Source organism: Oerskovia sp. PE-21s (assembly GCF_056158145.1).
Genome location: NZ_JBUXJM010000006.1, coordinates 58808 through 74238, shown reverse-complemented (window position 1 = coordinate 74238; position 15431 = coordinate 58808). Strand labels below are relative to the sequence as shown.

The following is a 15431-nucleotide window of genomic DNA, read 5'->3' as shown; positions in this document are numbered from 1 at the left end:
ACGGCCGTGTCCCCGCGTGCCACGCTGGGCGCATGGCTGGTGACGCGCGCGTGCGCCGCCTGCGCCGCGAGGCGTGGGGGTTCGTCGTCGGGTCGGCGTGCTTCCTGGTCGGCGCGGTGCCGTTCTACGCGCAGGCCGTGGGACCCGTCGTCGTCGGTGTGACGTTCTGCGTGGGCTCGGTCTTCTTCACGCTCGCGGCGGCGATCCAGCTCAGCCTCAGCGGTCGTCGCGTGCCGCGTCGGGGCACGCTCCCGGCCGACCGGTGGGACTGGTGGGCCGCGGCGGTCCAGCTCGTCGGGACCCTCTTCTTCAACATCAGCACCGCGGCCGCCCTGGGTGCGGCGATCGCGGACCCCACGCGTCTGGGCGCGGGCTGGCGGCCCGACGCCTACGGGTCGGTCGCGTTCCTCGTGTCGAGCGCGTTCGCGGTCGTCGCGACCCGGGACCGCGGTCACCTGTGGGACGCGGACGCGCGCACGTGGCACGGGACGTGGCTCAACCTCGTGGGGTCGGTCGCGTTCGGCGCGTCGGCCGTGGGGGCGTACGTGGTGCCGCAGACGGACTCGCTCGTGAGCGCGTTCTGGGCGAACCTCGGCACGCTCCTGGGGGCGGTGTGCTTCCTGGTCGCGGCGCTGCTGTCGCGCCGCACGATCGACGCCCCGGCTCCTGCGGTGTCGCCCGGTCCGCGTCCTGCGACCTGAGGCGCGGCTAGCGCGGGGTGCGCGCCCGCTTCGAGGACGCGGCGTCCATGCCCTGCACGACGACGGCGCACCGGTCCTCGTCGTGGGTCGCCCCGTCGGCGGCGCGGTCGAGGAGGCGGCGCAGGGTCGCACGGTCGGCGGCGTCGAGGCCTCCGAGCAGGTCCTCCTCGGCGGCGGCGACGCGGGCGTCGAGGTCGGCGAGGACCTCGCGCCCCTTGGCGGTCGCGACGATGCGACGGGTCCGGCGGTCGGTCGGGTCGGCCTGCCGCTCGACGAGGTCGCAGCCGACGTACTTGTCGATGAGGTAGGTCATGACGGTCCGGTCGATGCCGAGGCGTGCGGCGAGCGCGGCCTGGCTGGGCGGGGTGTCGTGCACGACGGCGGAGAGCACCTGGTAGCAGCGTGTCCCGTCGGGCAGGTCCTCGGCGAGCGAGTCGACCCGTGCGCTCCACTCCCGCAGGAGCGCGGTGAGCGGCCAGCCGAGGGGGCTGGGGGTGCGGGTGGTGTCCGGCGTCGTGAGGGTCACGGGACCAGGATACATCGGAATGATCTCGATGGAAGATGAGTTGCTGGTGATATCGTCTGTTACTCAGACGATCTTTGGAGACGACCGCCGCCCCCGCGGCACACGGAGCGCGCACGCATGACGGACTACGGCCACGACCTCATCCTCGGGACCTTCCTGACCCCGCAGAACAGCGACCCGCAGGCGCCCGTGCGCCTCGCGCAGATCACCGAGAACGCGGGGCTCGACCTCGTGACCTTCCAGGACCACCCCTACCAGGCGGGGTTCCTCGACACCTGGACCCTCATGACCTGGGTCGCCGCGGCGACCGAGCGCGTGCACGTCGCGGGCAACGTCCTCAACCTGCCGCTGCGCCCGCCGGCCGTCCTGGCGCGCGCGGCCGCGAGCCTCGACCTGCTCTCAGGCGGGCGGTACGCGATGGGGCTGGGGGCCGGTGCGTTCTGGGACGCGATCGAGGCCATGGGCACGCCGCGCCTGACGCCGGGCGAGGCGGTCACGGCCCTCGACGAGGCCGTCGACATCATCCGCGGCATCTGGGACACGAGCGACCGCACGCCCCTGCGCGTGCACGGCACGCACCATCAGGTCGACGGCGCCAAGCGCGGCCCGGCCCCCGCGCACGACATCCCGATCTGGATCGGTGCCGTCAAGCCGCGCATGCAGCGGCTCATCGGCCGCAAGGGCGACGGCTGGCTGCCGTCCCTGTCATACCTCCAGCCCGGCGACCTCGCCAGGGGCAACGCGGTGATCGACGAGGCCGCGGTCGCGGCCGGACGCGACCCGAGCGCGGTGCGCCGCATGGTCAACGTCAACGGCAGGTTCACCCCGAGCCGCGTGGGCTACCTCCAGGGCCCCGTCGAGCAGTGGGTCGAGGAGCTCGGCAACCTCGCGCTCGAGGACGGCGTCTCCGGGTTCGTCCTCGCGACCGACGACCCGCGCGAGATCCACGTCTTCGGCGAGGAGGTCGCCCCGGCGCTGCGCGAGCTCGTCGCGGCCGAGCGCCGGTCGGTCGGCACGGCTCCGGCCGGTCGCCGTCGCGGCGCCCTGGCGCTCGCGGCCCGCCGCGACGGGATCGACTACGACGGCCTGCCCGACTCGTTGACCGAGCGCGCCGTCGAGCCGGGCGACCGCGCCTACGACACGGTCCGCCACACCTACATGCGCTCGGGCGCCCCGGGCATCGTGCTCCGCCCGCGCACCGCGCACGAGGTCGCCGAGGCCGTCGTCTGGGCCGGCGAGCAGGGCGTGCCGCTCGCGGTCCGCTCGGCGGGCCACGGCATCAGCGGTCGCTCGACCAACGACGGCGGCGTGCTGCTCGACGTCGGCGCCCTGGACCAGGTCACCGTGCCCGACGACGGCTCGCACCGCGTGCGCCTGGGTGCGGGCGGGACGTGGGGCCAGGTCGCCGAGGTGCTCTCCCCGCACGGCCTCGCGATCAGCTCGGGCGACTCGGGCGGCGTGGGCGTCGGCGGCCTCGCCACGACGGGCGGCATCGGCCTCCTGGGCCGCAAGCACGGCCTGACGATCGACCACGTGGTCGCGGCGGAGATCGTGACCGCGGACGGTCGGGTGCGCGTCGTCGACGCCGAGAACGACCCCGAGCTCTTCTGGGCCCTGCGCGGTGCGGGCGGCAACATGGGTGTCGTGACCTGGGTCGACGTCGAGGCGACGCCCGTGACCGACCTCGTCTACTCGACCATGGTGCTCGACGCGTCGGACACCGCGGGACTGCTCGAGCGCTGGGCCGCGACGGTCGAGTCGGCGCCGCGCGAGCTCACGAGCTTCCTGCACATGAGCGGGGCGCGCGGCGGACGTGGCCCCATGGCCCAGCTCATGACCGTGTGGGCCGACGACGACACGGGGGCGGCGATCCGCGCGCTCGAGTCCCTCGCCGACTCGGCCCCTCTGCTCGACCACCAGGCCGTGCTGACGCCGTACTCGGGCATCGTGCGCCGGGCCGACGCCCAGCACTCGGGCGGCGGAGAGCCCGGCTCGCGCTCGGGCCTGATCGAGCACGTCGACCAGGCCACGGCCCGCGACCTCGCCCGCTTCCTCGACGGCGGCGGCGCGCAGCTCCTCCAGCTCCGCGCGGTCGGCGGGGCGGTCAACGACGTCGCGCCCGACGCGACGGCGTACGCGCACCGCACGCAGAACTTCTCGGTCGCGGCCTTCGGGTCGCGCCGGGGGCCCGGCGGGATCGACGGCGCGTGGGACGAGCTCGTGCACCCGCACACCGACGGGCTCTACCTGTCGTTCGAGACCGACCCGCGTCCCGAGCGCCTGCGTGAGGCGTTCCCCGAGCCGACGCTCTCGCGCCTGCGTCAGGTCAAGCGTCAGGTCGACCCGACGAACCTGTTCTCGGCGAACTTCCCGATCCCGCCGGCGGACGCCTGAGTTCCTGCGGGTCGCTCCTGACTGCGAGCGGCCCGCAGACCGCCGTGGGGGGCTGGGTGCAGAATGGCAGCATGCCTCTCGCACCCCGCTACCTCGCCGCCGACGACCGCTACGAGTCCATGACGTACCGGCGAGCCGGTCGCAGCGGCCTCGCCCTGCCCGCGCTGTCGCTGGGCCTCTGGCACAACTTCGGCGACGTCAACCCGTTCGACAACCAGCGCGCGATCCTGCGCCGCGCGTTCGACCTGGGGATCACGCACTTCGACCTCGCGAACAACTACGGCCCGCCCTACGGCTCGGCCGAGGAGAACTTCGGGCGCCACCTCGCGCGCGACCTGCGGCCATACCGCGACGAGCTCGTGATCTCGAGCAAGGCCGGGTACGACATGTGGCCCGGCCCCTACGGCGACGGCGGCTCGCGCAAGTACCTGCTGTCCTCGCTCGACCAGTCGCTCGCGCGCATGGGCCTCGACTACGTCGACATCTTCTACTCGCACCGGTTCGACCCCACGGTCCCGCTCGAGGAGACCATGGGCGCGCTCCACACGGCCGTGGTGAGCGGGCGGGCGCTGTACGTCGGCGTCTCCAACTACTCGCCCTCGCAGACCCGCGAGGCCGCGCAGATCCTCGCCGACCTCGGCACGCCGCTGCTCATCCACCAGCCCAGCTACTCGATGTTCAACCGGCACGTCGAGCTGCCCGAGGCCGGGCACGACGACGGCGAGAACCTGCTCGACGTCGTCGAGGACCTCGGCGTCGGGACCATCGTCTTCTCGCCCCTCCAGCAGGGCCTGCTCACGGACCGCTACCTCTCGGGCGAGGTGCCCGCGGACTCGCGCGCCGCCGTCGGGCACTTCCTCAAGCCCGCCGCCATCTCCGAGACGTACCTCGAGCGCGCCCGTGCGCTGAACGAGATCGCGGCGGGGCGCGGTCAGTCGCTCGCGCAGCTCGCGCTGAGCTGGGTCCTGCGCGACGAGCGCATCACGTCGGCGCTCGTCGGGGCGAGCAGCGTCGCGCAGCTCGAGAACAACGTCGCGGCGCTCGACGCCCCCGCGCTCACGGCCGAGGAGATCGCGGCGATCGAGCCGTTCGCCATCGACGGCACGACGCGCTGAGCCCACCCGCTCGACCCGGCGGCGGTACCCGAGGTCGGTCAGGCGCGTGCCTGACCGACCCCGGGCGCGGCACCGAGGTGCTCAGCTCCAGCGCTGGACCGCGAGCGGCGCGGCCTCCGCGAGCTCACGGACCACGGGGTGCTCGCTCTCCGCGAGGACCTGCTGCAGCGGACCGGACTCGACGAACTCGCCGTCGACGAGCAGGTGCGCCGACGACGTCATGCGGTGCACGAGCTCGAGGTCGTGCGACACCAGGAGCACGCCCGTGCCGAGCCGCGTGGCAGTCTCCTTGACCCGCCCGGCGATCTCGCCGCGCATGGTCGGGTCGAGCGCCGTGAGCGGCTCGTCGAGGAGCAGCACGTCGGGCCGCGTCGCGAGCGCACGGGCCATGGCCACGCGTTGACGCTCGCCGCCCGACAGCGTGCGCAGCGGGCGGTCCGCGTAGCGGTGCTCGAGGGCGACGAGGTCCAGCAGGTCCTCGATCGACTGCCCCGAGGGGCGCCCGCCCTTGCGTGCGTCGGTGAGCCCCGACTTGAGCACGTGCGTCACGGTGCTCGCGGGGTCGATGCCCGGCAGGCCGTCCTGCGACACGCGTCGCACCGCGGCCTTGAACGTCTTCTTGTCGCGCCGTCCGAGGCGCGTCACGGTCCGTCCGCCCCACGTCACGGTCCCGCTCGTGGGCTTGACCTCGCCCAGCAGCGCGCTCACGAGCGTCGACTTCCCGACGCCCGACGGGCCGACGATCCCCACGGGCTCCTGCCCCGCCGCGAGCTCGATCGAGACGCCGCGCAGGACGTCCTCGCCGCCGTGCCCGGCCCAGAGGTCGCGCGCCTGCAGGATGTGGGTGGTCGTCATGCCCGGTCCTTCCGAGGGTGGGTCAACCAGATCAGGGGCGTGGGTGTCCCCGGTGGTCCAACGAACGACGGTACCCGCGTTCTCCCGGCGGACGGTGCGTCGCGGGTCACACCGGCCACCGGCCGGTGCGCGCCGGTGCGCGCCCGCGACGCCTCGAGGTGACCGGTCAGTCGCTCGTCGTCCACGCCGACGGCGCCGCGACCACGTCCCGCAGCACGGTGCGCGCGCCGCCGATCATGGCCGCGTGCCCCGCGACGAGCGCGGGCCGCAGGTCGAGCTCGGTCCAGGGCGACGCGAGGACGCGGGTCGTGAGCTCGGTCGTCAGGGCCTCGCGCAGGTAGGGCAGCAGGTCGGTGTAGATGCCGCCCAGCAGCACGGTCTCGATGTCGACGAGGTTGACGAAGTTCGCGAGCGCGCGCCCCAGAGCGGTCCCGGCCGAGGTCGCGGCCTCGCGGGCCGACGGCGTGCCCTCCGCGAGCGCCTCGAGGAACGTCTCGACGGGCGCGTCGACGGGGATGCCGGCCGCGCGCAGCATGGCGTCCTTGCCGGCGTACTGCTCGAGGCAGCCCGTGGCGCCGCACAGGCAGCGCGGCCCGTGCGGGTCGACCACGACGTGCCCGATCTCGCCGCTCCAGCCCCGGTTCCCGAGGAAGAGCTCGCGGTCGATCACGATCGCGGAGCCGATACCCACCTCGCCCGAGACGTAGAGGAACGACGACGGCACGGGGGGAGCGGCGTCGTCGGGCCTGTGGTCCTGCGCACCCGCGACGAGCTGCGCGAGGCCCGCGAGGTTGGCCTCGTTGGCGATCTCGACGGGCAGGCGGTCGGGCAGGCCGAGCAGGGGCAGGGGCAGGAACGAGGACCAGCCGAGGTTGGGGGCGACCTGGAGGCGGCCCGCGCGGGCGTCGACCAGGCCGGGCAGCGCGAGGCGCGCGCCCGCGACCTGCATGTCCTGGGCCTCGACATCCTCGACGAGGCGGCGGGCGAGCGCGCCCAGGCGTCCGAGGACCTCGGCCGGGTCGCTGCCGTGCAGGTCGCCCGGCACGACCTCCTGCGCGACGACCTGCCCCGTGAGGTCGAGGACGGTGCCGCCCAGGTAGTCGACGTTGACCTCGAGGCCCAGCCCGACGATGGTGCGCTCGGCGGGCGTGAGGGGGACGGCGGGGCGTCCGGCGCGCAGCGGGGTCACGGGCGGGAGCTCGCGCACGAGGCGGGCCTCGATGAGCTGGTCGACGAGCACGGACACCGTGGCGCGCGTGAGCCCGGTGGCGGCGGCGATGTCGGCGCGCGAGCGGGGCCGTGGCGCGTCGAAGAGCGCCTGGGAGACCAGGGCGAGGTTGTACTCGCGCAGGGTGTGCTGGCGGGCGGCCGTGGGGCGCGCCCGGGTGGGCGTCCTGACGCCGGTCGAGGACTCGTCGCGGTTCACGTCTTGACCTTACCGACAGGACCGCATAAGTTCATCCATACAACAAATGACGGCCTGCTCGATGACGGAGCCGGCCCATCTCGACGAGGAGACTGTCGTGGCTGACGCGATCGACCAGAACATCAACTTTTCCTTCGGCCTGTGGACCGTGGGCTGGACCGGCCAGGACCAGTTCGGCGGAGCCAGCCGCCCCCACCTCGACCCGGCCGAGTCCGTGCGCAAGCTCGCCGACCTGGGCGCGTGGGGCTTCACGTTCCACGACGACGACGTCGTGCCCTTCGGCTCCGACGACGCGACCCGCGAGCAGCTCCTCGGCGAGGTCAAGAAGGCCGCCGACGAGACCGGCCTGACCATCGAGATGGTCACGACCAACCTCTTCAGCCACCCCGTCTTCAAGGACGGCGGCCTCACCTCGAACGACCGCGGCGTCCGCCGCTACGCGCTGCGCAAGGTGCTGCGCAACGTGGACCTCACCGCGTCTCTCGGCGCCAAGACGTTCGTCATGTGGGGCGGCCGCGAGGGCACCGAGTACGACGGTGCCAAGGACCTCCACTCCGCGCACGAGCGCTACGCCGAGGGCCTCGACCTCACGGCCGCGTACATCAAGGACCAGGGCTACGACATCAAGATCGCGCTCGAGCCCAAGCCCAACGAGCCCCGCGGCGACATCTTCCTCCCGACCATCGGGCACGCCCTCGCGCTCATTGCGAAGCTCGAGCACGGCGACATCGTGGGCCTCAACCCCGAGACGGGCCACGAGCAGATGGCGGGCCTGAACTACACGCACGGCCTCGCGCAGGCGCTGTGGGCCGGCAAGCTCTTCCACATCGACCTCAACGGCCAGCGGTCCATCAAGTTCGACCAGGACCTCGTGTTCGGCCACGGCGACCTGCTCTCCGCGTTCTTCACGGTCGACCTCATCGAGAGCGGCTTCCCCAACGGCGGACCCCGCTACGAGGGCCCCCGCCACTTCGACTACAAGCCCTCGCGCACCGAGAACGAGGTCGGCGTCTGGGACTCGGCCAAGGCCAACATGGAGACCTACTCGATGCTCGCGCGCAAGTCCGCCGAGTACCGGGCCGATCCCGAGGTCCAGGCCGCGTTCGAGCACGCGGGCGTGTTCGAGCTCGGCGAGAGCACCCTGGGTGCGGGCGAGACCGTCGCCGACCTGATCGCGGACCGCGGCGCCTACGAGGAGTTCGACGTCGAGGCCGCCGCCGAGCGCGACTTCGGCTTCGTGCGCCTCAACCAGCTCGCGCTCAAGCACCTGATCGGCTGATGGGCGGCTCTCCCGGGTCGGCCGCCGGCGTCCTCGTCGCAGGGGTCGACTCGTCGACGCAGTCGTGCAAGGTCGTCGTCCGTGACGCGCGCACCGGGGCGCTGGTGCGCTCGGGCTCGGCGTCGCACCCCGACGGCACCGAGGTCTCGCCCGACGCCTGGTGGGCGGCGTTCCGCACCGCGGCCGAGGTCGCAGGCGGGCTCGACGACGTCGCGGCCCTGGCCGTGGGCGGTCAGCAGCACGGCATGGTCGTGCTCGACGCCGACGGCGAGGTGATCCGTCCCGCGCTCCTGTGGAACGACACCCGCTCGGCCGGCGCCGCGCTGGACCTGGTCCGTGAGCTCGGCGCCGGGGACACCGGTGCCGGGGCCAAGGCGTGGGCCGAGGCCGTCGGGTCCGTGCCCGTCGCATCGCTGACCGTGACGAAGCTGCGCTGGCTGCGCGACGCCGAGCCGCAGAACGCGGCACGGGTCGCGGCCGTCGCGCTCCCGCACGACTGGCTGACGTGGCGGATCGCCGGCTACGGCCCGCGGAGCGAGGGCCTCGAGCCCGACCTCGGCGCGCTCGTGACCGACCGCTCCGACGCGTCCGGGACGGGCTACTTCGACGCCTCGGCCGACGGCGGGCGCGGGGCCTACCGCACCGACCTGCTCGAGCTCGCGCTCGGACGCTCGGACGTGGTGCTGCCCCGGGTCCTCGGCCCGGGGGAGGACGGCGGGGTGGCCTCGGCCACCGTCGCCGGTGCCGCGGTGAGCGACGGGGCCCTGATCGGCCCCGGCGCGGGGGACAACGCGGCCGCGGCCCTGGGCCTCGGCATGCGCGCGGGCGACGTCGCGGTCTCGATCGGGACCTCAGGCGTCGTCTCCGCGATCGCGACGTCCCCCACGGCCGACGCGAGCGGGCTCGTCAACGGCTTCGCCGACGCCACGGGCAACTACCTGCTGCTCGGGGTGACCCTCAACGCGAGCCGCGTCCTCGACGCGACCGCGCGGGTCCTGGGCGTGGACCACGCGGGCCTGTCCCGGCTCGCGCTCCAGGCCCCGGCGGGCGCCGACGGCCTCGTGCTCGTCCCCTACCTCGAGGGCGAGCGCACGCCGAACCGGCCGGACGCGAGCGGCACCCTGCACGGCATGCGTCTCGCGACCATGACGCCCGCGCACCTCGCGCGGGCCGCCGTGGAGGGCATGCTGTGCGGCCTGGCCGACGGGCTCGACGCCCTGCGCGCGCAGGGCGTGCAGGTCGAGCGCCTCCAGCTCATCGGCGGCGGCGCGCAGTCCGAGGCGGTGCGGCGCATCGCACCGCAGGTCTTCGGCCTGCCCGTCACGGTCCCCGAGCCGGGCGAGTACGTCGCCGACGGCGCCGCTCGCCAGGCGGCGTGGGTGCTGTCGGGCGAGGCGGAGGCTCCCCGGTGGGAGACGTCGTCGAGCACGGGCTACGACGCGGACCCCGAGCCCGGGATCCGCGCGGGGTACGCGGCGGTGCGCGACCTGACCTGAGGTCATGGGCGCTGTCGTCGACGCGTCGAGAGAAGGGGCCGCCGTTCCTGCCGGAACGGCGGCCCCTTCTCCGTCCGCGACCTGGAGTGCCCTCAGGGGTGTCGCCGGGCGAGGTACCAGGCACCCCCTGCCGCCGCCGCGAGCGAGGCCGCGGCCATCGCCGCGAGGGTCTGCGCGAGGCTCGCTCCAGGCGCGGAGCTCGTGCCCGGCCCGCCCGGTGCGACCGGCTGCGCGGCCGGCGGGGCGAGCGTCGCGGTGGTCGCGACGAAGCTCGGCGCGGGGTGCCCGCCCGCCGGGTCGGTGTCGACCCAGTCGTACGAGCCCTCGGTGCACGTCTGCGTCGTGGGGAACCAGAAGGCCTGCCCGGCGGTGCCCGTGACCCTGGCGACGAGCTCGAACCGGGCAGCGGTGCCGTCGGCGACCGGGGTCCCTTCCCAGCGGACCCCTCCCGGTTCCTGGGTCGACACCCATCCTTCCGGCTCGGCGGTCGAGACGGCCTCGACCCCTGCGGGGAGCGTGAGGTCGAGGCCCGTCGTCGGGGCGCCGTCGCACCCGTGCTCGAACGAGAACGTGAGCGTGGTGGTGCCGTCACCGTTCGGCGTCGCGGTCTCCAGGAGGACGTGGGCCGCCGCGCCCTGCACGCCCGTCAGGGTCAGCAGCGCGGCGAGACCGAGGGCCGCGGCGGCGCGAGCACGGCGCGTCATGGGGAGACCTCCACGGGAAGCGTGACGACCGGGTTCTCGTACTTCGAGGTGCGGACGCCGACCGTGACGTCCCACGACCCGGCCATCGGCAGGTCGATCGAGGCCAGGTAGGTCCCGGTACCGGTCCGTGTGACGGTGGGCGTGAAGGGGCCGATGCCCAGCTCGGGCTGCGTGAGCCCCACCTCGGGGAGCGCGACGGGGTCGAACGGGGCGCCGTCGGCGTCGAGCACGGTCAGCTCGAGCGAGTTGATGCCGAGCGCGCCCGGCGTGACCCTGGCCTGGAGCGACCCGGACCCGAGGGGTTCGTCGAACTCCCGGGCGGGCGCAGCGCTCTGCGCCTCGACGGGGGCCCGGGTCTGCGCCTCGACCGGGCTCTGGGAGACGAGCACCCCGGTCACGATCAGCAGCACCGTCAGGACAGACGCCTCGGCGACGACCGTCCGGCGCAGACGCAGGCGCCCCTCGGGGCCCTCCGCGACGTGCGGGACCAACCCGTACCGGTTCCACGCCGCGATCGCCACGAGGCTCAGCGCAAGGGCGACCTTCACCAGGAGCGTCCGGCCGTACCCGGTGGTCACCAGCGCGTCGAGCGAGCCGAGGATGCGCCAGGCCAGCAGCACGCCGCTCAGGGCGAGCGCGAGGACGAGCCACGCGCCCACGGTCGAGAAGCGCAGGACCGTGCGTGCCGAGCGCTGGGCAGACGCCCCCGAGGAGCGCGCGAGCAGCAGGCACAGCCCCACGATCCCGCCGAACCACACGGACCCTGCGGCCACGTGCAGCACGTCGGCACCGAGGACGAGCCACGCCGGGCCGAACGTCCGGGTGTGCCCCACGACCGTCAGCGAGGTCGCGGCCAGCGCGGCAGCGCCGAGCGCGAGCGGGACGGGCCACCGCCGACGCGTCGCCCGGCCCGCCCGGGGGCAGAACATGGTCGCGACGACCAGTCCCACCAGGCCGAGGAGCGCGGCCAGGGCCGACTCGGACCCCAGGGCCGCGGTCCAGACCTCCGGCTCCAGGAGCGCTCCGACCCCGCGGCCCGCCTGCCACACGGCCGTGACCGGGACCGAGACGAGCAGCCCCGCCCCGGCGAGGACCGCGAGCCCCCGGCGCGTGCGGTCGAGCCGACGCCGGAGCACGGGCATGGCCCCCGGGGTCGCGTCGAGCAGCAGGAGCTCGAAGACCACGAGGCCGGCCACCCCGAGCGTCCCGACGTACACGAGCGCCTGGGACGCCCGCCGCAGCGTCGAGACCGCCGCCGACGTCGAGGGCTCGGGGACCGCGGCGACGGTGTCGCTCGGTGCTCCGACCGAGAACGTGAACGCTCCCGCGAGCGGGTGGGTGTCCCCGGACGTGACGCGCCAGCTCACGACGTACGTGCCGTCGTCGAGCACCGCGGGCACCGCGATCTCCACGCGGGAGTCGACCGCCGTGGGCGTGACGGCCACGGCCGTCCCGGCGGCGTCGAGCAGCGTGACGCCGCCGGGCGGCACCTGCACGGGTTCGTTGAAAGTGAGGGTCAGCAGGGCGGGGGAGTCCTCGACGACGGAGCCGTCCCGAGGATCGCTGTCGACGATCACGGCGTGGGCCGCGGCCGGGGACGCTGACGCCAGCATCAGCACCACCCCGGCCACGGCCGACACCACGACCGCCGTCACCCCGCGCAGGACGCGGGCGACGTTCATCGGTCGCGTCAGGCCTTGGGGCGACGGGCGAACGCGGCGCCGCCCAGGACGAGCCCCGCCGCACCGAGCACGAGCGCCACCCCGGACAGGACGAGGGGCAGCGACGACGGCTCGTCCGACGACCCGGCCGCGTCGGCCGTGTCGTCAGTGCCGTCAGCGCTCGCGGCCTCTGAGGCGGCCGCGTCGGAGACCGTCTCGACGTCCCCGTGCGCCTCCTCGGCCTCGGTGATCGTCAGGGTCGGGGCGGGGAGGTCGAGGTCGTGCGGGTCCTCGCCCTCGGCCGCGACCTGGACCCAGGCGGACTCGCCCTCCTGGCAGGTCTGGACGGTCGGGAAGACGAGGGTCTCGCCGACGGCGTCGGGGAGCTTGGTCGACAGGACGAGGGCGTCCCGGTACCCGTCGGGCAGCGGCGTCCTCGCGGTGTAGACGATCTCGCCGACGCGCTCGGAGAGCTGGCCGCCGTGACCGTCGTCGATCGGGGTCGCGAGGGTCACCATGACCTTCTCGACGTCCCAGCCGGGGTTGACCGTGGGGGTCACGCTCGTGAGCGGCTCGGGGATCTGGATCGAGACCTTCGTCGTCGACGACTCGCCGCAGCCGTGCGGGACGCCGAACGTCAGGAGGGCGTAGGAGCCCGCGGTGGTCGTGTCGGGGTTGACCGACACGTGGGCGGACGCGCCGCTCGCGCCGAGCGCGAGGAGCAGGGTCGTCGCCGCGGCGACGGTGAGGAGCTTCGGTGAACGCTTCATGATCGGGGCACAGGCCTTCCGTGGTCGAACGCAGGGTCGCTCCCGCCGCGGGCACGCGGGCCCCGCGGTCGCTGGACGCGTGGGGGTGCGGCTCGACGACGGGTGCGCCGTCGAGGCGGCAGGGAGCGGGTCGCGGCAGGGAGCCGCGACCGAGGTCAAGGTGCTGCGTGGACCAGGACGGGAGGGGCGCGCCCCATGACCGCACCGCGGCCGGGGGCGGCGGGGGCGGGGGACGTCGAGGCGAGGACGAGGACGCCCCGCCCCCGGGCAGCGGGAGGACGCAGGAGGCGCGGGACCGAGCGCATGGTCAGCCATGACCACAGGGCCCACAGCGCCCGGTCCGCGTGGGTCAGGAGCACCGAGACGACGAGCGTCGCGAGCACGTGCGCGGCGAGCATGGGCACGGGGTTCTCGGCGGCGTGCGCGTGCGCGGGCACCGGGGACGCCGCGAGGAGCGCGCACTGCTCGAACGTGTAGTGCAGGACGACCTGGCCCAGACCGAGCACGCCCAGCAGGAGCGGCAACGCCAGGCGGCGGCCCAGGAGGCCGCGCAGCACCACGGCCGTGAGCATCACGAGGACCACGACCGGGACGGCTCCCGGTCCCGCGCCCCCGGCGAGGCGGTGCGAGACCAGGGACAGCCCGACGACCGCGGTGGCGAGCAACCCTGCTCGAACCCCGCGCAGCAGACCGACCGCCGGCGACAGCACGCGACGACTGTAGCGGGCAGAGCGTCAGAAAAGGACCCCGTGTCCAGGAACGGCCATCTGCGTGCGCCTCTCCAGGCATGGATCTGTCCGCGGACCGTGCTTTCTGCCAGGATGCACGGATGGTGCATCCCATCGACCTTATCCCTGTGGACGCGGAGGGCTTTGACGCCCTCGAACCGCCCGTTCCGGACGAGGCGTGCGAGTCGGCCGGTGCGGCGGGACCACATGCTGCTCGGGTCTTCCCTCTCCTCGTGGCCGGGGCCTTGCTGCTCGGCGCCTCATCGCTGCTGAGGCACCTCGGGCGCGTGCTCCAGGCGTCCGCGGTCGACCGTTTCGGGAGCGTCGACCTCTCGAGCTGGCAGTGGTCGGTCGGCGAGGGGGCGTTCGCGGCGCACGTCCTGTCCGTCGGGGCGGGAGCGGCGGTCCTGACCGTGGCGGTGCTTCGAGCGGCGCGCCTCGTGGACTCCTTGGCGCGGCCCGACGTCGCCGCATCAGCCCGGCCGGCTCGGGCCCGGTGGTTGGTCGTCGTGGTGGCCTGTGTGGTCGCTGTGGCTGTGATGGTGGCCGTGGCCTTCCCGCCGAGCCGTGTGCCGGGTCAGGTGATCGTCCAGGACGTCCAGACCGGTCGGCTCTCGGTCCTCGACGGCTGACCCGCTCCGGGCGCGCGCACGAGGTGGGCCCGGTCCCCGAGCGGGTACCGGGCCCACCTGGGCTCACGTCTCAGGTCATGGCGTCAGAGCACCCGGACCACTGGCCCGGTCACTGCGCCGAGGCGCCCGACGGCGAGCCCCTTGGTGACCGACCAGGCCGGTCCCTCGATCGTGAACGTCGTGACGTCGGTCGTCGAGGCCGACCGGGAGAGGTTGATGCCCCAGGCGTTGGCGGTCACCTCGAGGTGCACCCAGTCGCACGTGCCGGCGTCGAGGCGGAACGTGTTCCCGGTGCGGGTCAGGTCGAACGTGCAGGGCCCCGCGTCGTAGGGGGCCGCGTTCGCGGCCGGCGCCAGGGCGACGGTGGCGGCGACGATGGCTGAGACTGCCAGGGCGCGCTTTCCGGTGGTTCGCATGGAGCTCCTTCGCTTCAGGTGAGGGGACGTCGTCGTCCCCCGGACCGGTCCAGTCCATCCTGGACGCCGGTGCCAGGACATCCGTGAAAACCCCTCCAGGGACATTTCACCCTGTACGGGGAATCCCTCACACGCCGCCCGCGAAGCCCGTCTGTCGCCACGCCTCGTAGATCGCGATCGACGCGCTGTTGGTCAGGTTGAGCGACCGGCGACCGGGCAGCATGGGGATCTTGACGTGGTCGGTGATCCGGGGGTGGGCCAGGACGTCGTCGGGCAGGCCGGTGGGTTCGGGGCCGAACAGCAGCACGTCGCCCGGGCGGTACTCGACGTCGGTGTGGCGGGTCGTGGCCTTGGTCGTGAAGGCGAAGACGCGTGCCTCGGGCATCGAGGCCAGGGCTGCGTCGAGGTCGGCGTGGACCTCCAGCGCGGCGAGGTCGTGGTAGTCGAGGCCCGCGCGGCGGAGCTTGGGCTCGTCGAGGTCGAAGCCCAGGGGTTCGACGAGGTGCAGGCGTGCGCCGGTCACGGCCGCGAGCCGGATCGCGTTGCCCGTGTTGCCGGGGATGCGCGGCTCGAAGAACACGAGGTGGGGCAGCGTCGGGGCCGGGCGCTCGGCGCCGGTGCCGAGGTGCGGGCGCCAGTCTTCTGCGCCGGCGGCCCCGGGCGAGGGTGCGGGCACGGGGGAGGAGGGGACGTCGTCGGGCATGGTCCCGATTCTCCCACCGCCCCGC

Annotated in this window: 15 protein-coding genes; 6 read left to right on the top strand and 9 right to left on the bottom strand. The window is 74.1% G+C overall.

Annotation, left to right across the window (positions count from 1 at the left end; genetic code table 11):
* Positions 1 to 32: 32 nt before the first annotated feature.
* On the top strand, positions 33 to 701 hold the full coding sequence (locus ACZDYF_RS12860) for a hypothetical protein (protein WP_475057333.1): 669 nt from the start codon (positions 33 to 35) through the stop codon (positions 699 to 701).
* A gap of 7 nt (positions 702 to 708) precedes the next feature.
* Here ACZDYF_RS12860 and ACZDYF_RS12855 read toward each other — a convergent pair whose 3' ends face one another.
* Positions 709 to 1227 carry a MarR family winged helix-turn-helix transcriptional regulator gene (locus ACZDYF_RS12855; RefSeq protein WP_475057331.1) on the bottom strand — a complete coding sequence of 173 codons (519 nt, stop codon included), beginning with the start codon at positions 1225 to 1227 and terminating at the stop codon, positions 709 to 711.
* Between the two features lie 117 nt (positions 1228 to 1344).
* Between ACZDYF_RS12855 and ACZDYF_RS12850 the strand changes: the two genes are divergently transcribed.
* The gene (locus tag ACZDYF_RS12850) at positions 1345 to 3621 is read left to right on the top strand and encodes an LLM class flavin-dependent oxidoreductase (protein WP_475057329.1); all 2277 of its coding nucleotides are present in this window, start codon (positions 1345 to 1347) and stop codon (positions 3619 to 3621) included.
* A gap of 71 nt (positions 3622 to 3692) precedes the next feature.
* Entirely contained in the window at positions 3693 to 4736 is a 1044-nt protein-coding gene (gene mgrA / locus ACZDYF_RS12845) for an L-glyceraldehyde 3-phosphate reductase (RefSeq protein ID WP_475057327.1), read from the top strand.
* A gap of 81 nt (positions 4737 to 4817) precedes the next feature.
* Here the strand turns inward: mgrA and ACZDYF_RS12840 are convergent, their stop codons facing one another.
* Together ACZDYF_RS12840 and ACZDYF_RS12835 are read right to left on the bottom strand one after the other, a co-directional pair.
* Positions 4818 to 5591 carry an ABC transporter ATP-binding protein gene (locus tag ACZDYF_RS12840; RefSeq protein ID WP_475057325.1) on the bottom strand — a complete coding sequence of 258 codons (774 nt, stop codon included), beginning with the start codon at positions 5589 to 5591 and terminating at the stop codon, positions 4818 to 4820.
* 166 nt (positions 5592 to 5757) lie between these two features.
* Complete coding sequence (locus ACZDYF_RS12835; protein ID WP_191791847.1) at positions 5758 to 7017, bottom strand: ROK family transcriptional regulator; 1260 nt, start codon at positions 7015 to 7017, stop codon at positions 5758 to 5760.
* A gap of 61 nt (positions 7018 to 7078) precedes the next feature.
* On the opposite strand from ACZDYF_RS12835, the gene xylA reads away from it, so the two are divergent.
* Entirely contained in the window at positions 7079 to 8296 is a 1218-nt protein-coding gene (xylA, locus tag ACZDYF_RS12830; RefSeq protein WP_204807740.1) for a xylose isomerase, read from the top strand.
* Positions 8296 to 9792 carry a xylulokinase gene (gene xylB, locus ACZDYF_RS12825; protein ID WP_475057323.1) on the top strand — a complete coding sequence of 499 codons (1497 nt, stop codon included), beginning with the start codon at positions 8296 to 8298 and terminating at the stop codon, positions 9790 to 9792. The genes xylA and xylB overlap by 1 nt, the downstream gene beginning before the upstream one ends.
* A 92-nt stretch (positions 9793 to 9884) precedes the next feature.
* Here the strand turns inward: xylB and ACZDYF_RS12820 are convergent, their stop codons facing one another.
* The 4 genes from ACZDYF_RS12820 to ACZDYF_RS12805 all read right to left on the bottom strand — a co-directional run bounded on the left by ACZDYF_RS12820 (position 9885) and on the right by ACZDYF_RS12805 (position 13637).
* Positions 9885 to 10496: a DUF1775 domain-containing protein gene (locus tag ACZDYF_RS12820; RefSeq protein ID WP_475057321.1), complete on the bottom strand. Its 612-nt coding sequence runs from the start codon at positions 10494 to 10496 to the stop codon at positions 9885 to 9887.
* Complete coding sequence (locus ACZDYF_RS12815; RefSeq protein WP_475057319.1) at positions 10493 to 12178, bottom strand: copper resistance CopC/CopD family protein; 1686 nt, start codon at positions 12176 to 12178, stop codon at positions 10493 to 10495. Before ACZDYF_RS12815 ends, ACZDYF_RS12820 begins: the two co-directional genes overlap by 4 nt.
* Positions 12179 to 12186: 8 nt before the next feature.
* Entirely contained in the window at positions 12187 to 12927 is a 741-nt protein-coding gene (locus ACZDYF_RS12810; protein WP_475057317.1) for a YcnI family copper-binding membrane protein, read from the bottom strand.
* Positions 12928 to 13082: 155 nt separating this feature from the next.
* Positions 13083 to 13637, bottom strand: coding sequence for a hypothetical protein (locus ACZDYF_RS12805; RefSeq protein ID WP_475057315.1), 555 nt, complete (start codon positions 13635 to 13637; stop codon positions 13083 to 13085).
* Between the two features lie 119 nt (positions 13638 to 13756).
* On the opposite strand from ACZDYF_RS12805, the gene ACZDYF_RS12800 reads away from it, so the two are divergent.
* Positions 13757 to 14287: a hypothetical protein gene (locus ACZDYF_RS12800; protein WP_475057313.1), complete on the top strand. Its 531-nt coding sequence runs from the start codon at positions 13757 to 13759 to the stop codon at positions 14285 to 14287.
* A gap of 83 nt (positions 14288 to 14370) precedes the next feature.
* On the opposite strand, the gene ACZDYF_RS12795 is transcribed toward ACZDYF_RS12800, so the two are convergent.
* Together ACZDYF_RS12795 and ACZDYF_RS12790 are read right to left on the bottom strand one after the other, a co-directional pair.
* On the bottom strand, positions 14371 to 14703 hold the full coding sequence (locus ACZDYF_RS12795) for a hypothetical protein (RefSeq protein ID WP_475057311.1): 333 nt from the start codon (positions 14701 to 14703) through the stop codon (positions 14371 to 14373).
* Positions 14704 to 14830: 127 nt separating this feature from the next.
* Positions 14831 to 15295 (bottom strand): tRNA (cytidine(34)-2'-O)-methyltransferase, encoded by a 465-nt coding sequence (locus tag ACZDYF_RS12790; RefSeq protein ID WP_225227372.1) that lies wholly within the window; start codon positions 15293 to 15295, stop codon positions 14831 to 14833.
* Between the last annotated feature and the right edge of the window lie 136 nt (positions 15296 to 15431).

What these genes read in the sequence shown, in the direction of transcription:
- ACZDYF_RS12860 (WP_475057333.1), top strand. Translation starts at nt 33, where the DNA reads ATGGCTGGTGACGCGCGCGTGCGCCGCCTGCGCCGCGAGGCGTGGGGG.
- ACZDYF_RS12850 (WP_475057329.1), top strand. Translation starts at nt 1,345, where the DNA reads ATGACGGACTACGGCCACGACCTCATCCTCGGGACCTTCCTGACCCCG.
- mgrA (WP_475057327.1), top strand. Translation starts at nt 3,693, where the DNA reads ATGCCTCTCGCACCCCGCTACCTCGCCGCCGACGACCGCTACGAGTCC.
- ACZDYF_RS12840 (WP_475057325.1), bottom strand. Translation starts at nt 5,591, where the DNA reads ATGACGACCACCCACATCCTGCAGGCGCGCGACCTCTGGGCCGGGCAC.
- xylA (WP_204807740.1), top strand. Translation starts at nt 7,079, where the DNA reads ATGACGGAGCCGGCCCATCTCGACGAGGAGACTGTCGTGGCTGACGCG.
- xylB (WP_475057323.1), top strand. Translation starts at nt 8,296, where the DNA reads ATGGGCGGCTCTCCCGGGTCGGCCGCCGGCGTCCTCGTCGCAGGGGTC.
- ACZDYF_RS12820 (WP_475057321.1), bottom strand. Translation starts at nt 10,496, where the DNA reads ATGACGCGCCGTGCTCGCGCCGCCGCGGCCCTCGGTCTCGCCGCGCTG.
- ACZDYF_RS12815 (WP_475057319.1), bottom strand. Translation starts at nt 12,178, where the DNA reads ATGAACGTCGCCCGCGTCCTGCGCGGGGTGACGGCGGTCGTGGTGTCG.
- ACZDYF_RS12810 (WP_475057317.1), bottom strand. Translation starts at nt 12,927, where the DNA reads ATGAAGCGTTCACCGAAGCTCCTCACCGTCGCCGCGGCGACGACCCTG.
- ACZDYF_RS12800 (WP_475057313.1), top strand. Translation starts at nt 13,757, where the DNA reads ATGGTGCATCCCATCGACCTTATCCCTGTGGACGCGGAGGGCTTTGAC.
- ACZDYF_RS12795 (WP_475057311.1), bottom strand. Translation starts at nt 14,703, where the DNA reads ATGCGAACCACCGGAAAGCGCGCCCTGGCAGTCTCAGCCATCGTCGCC.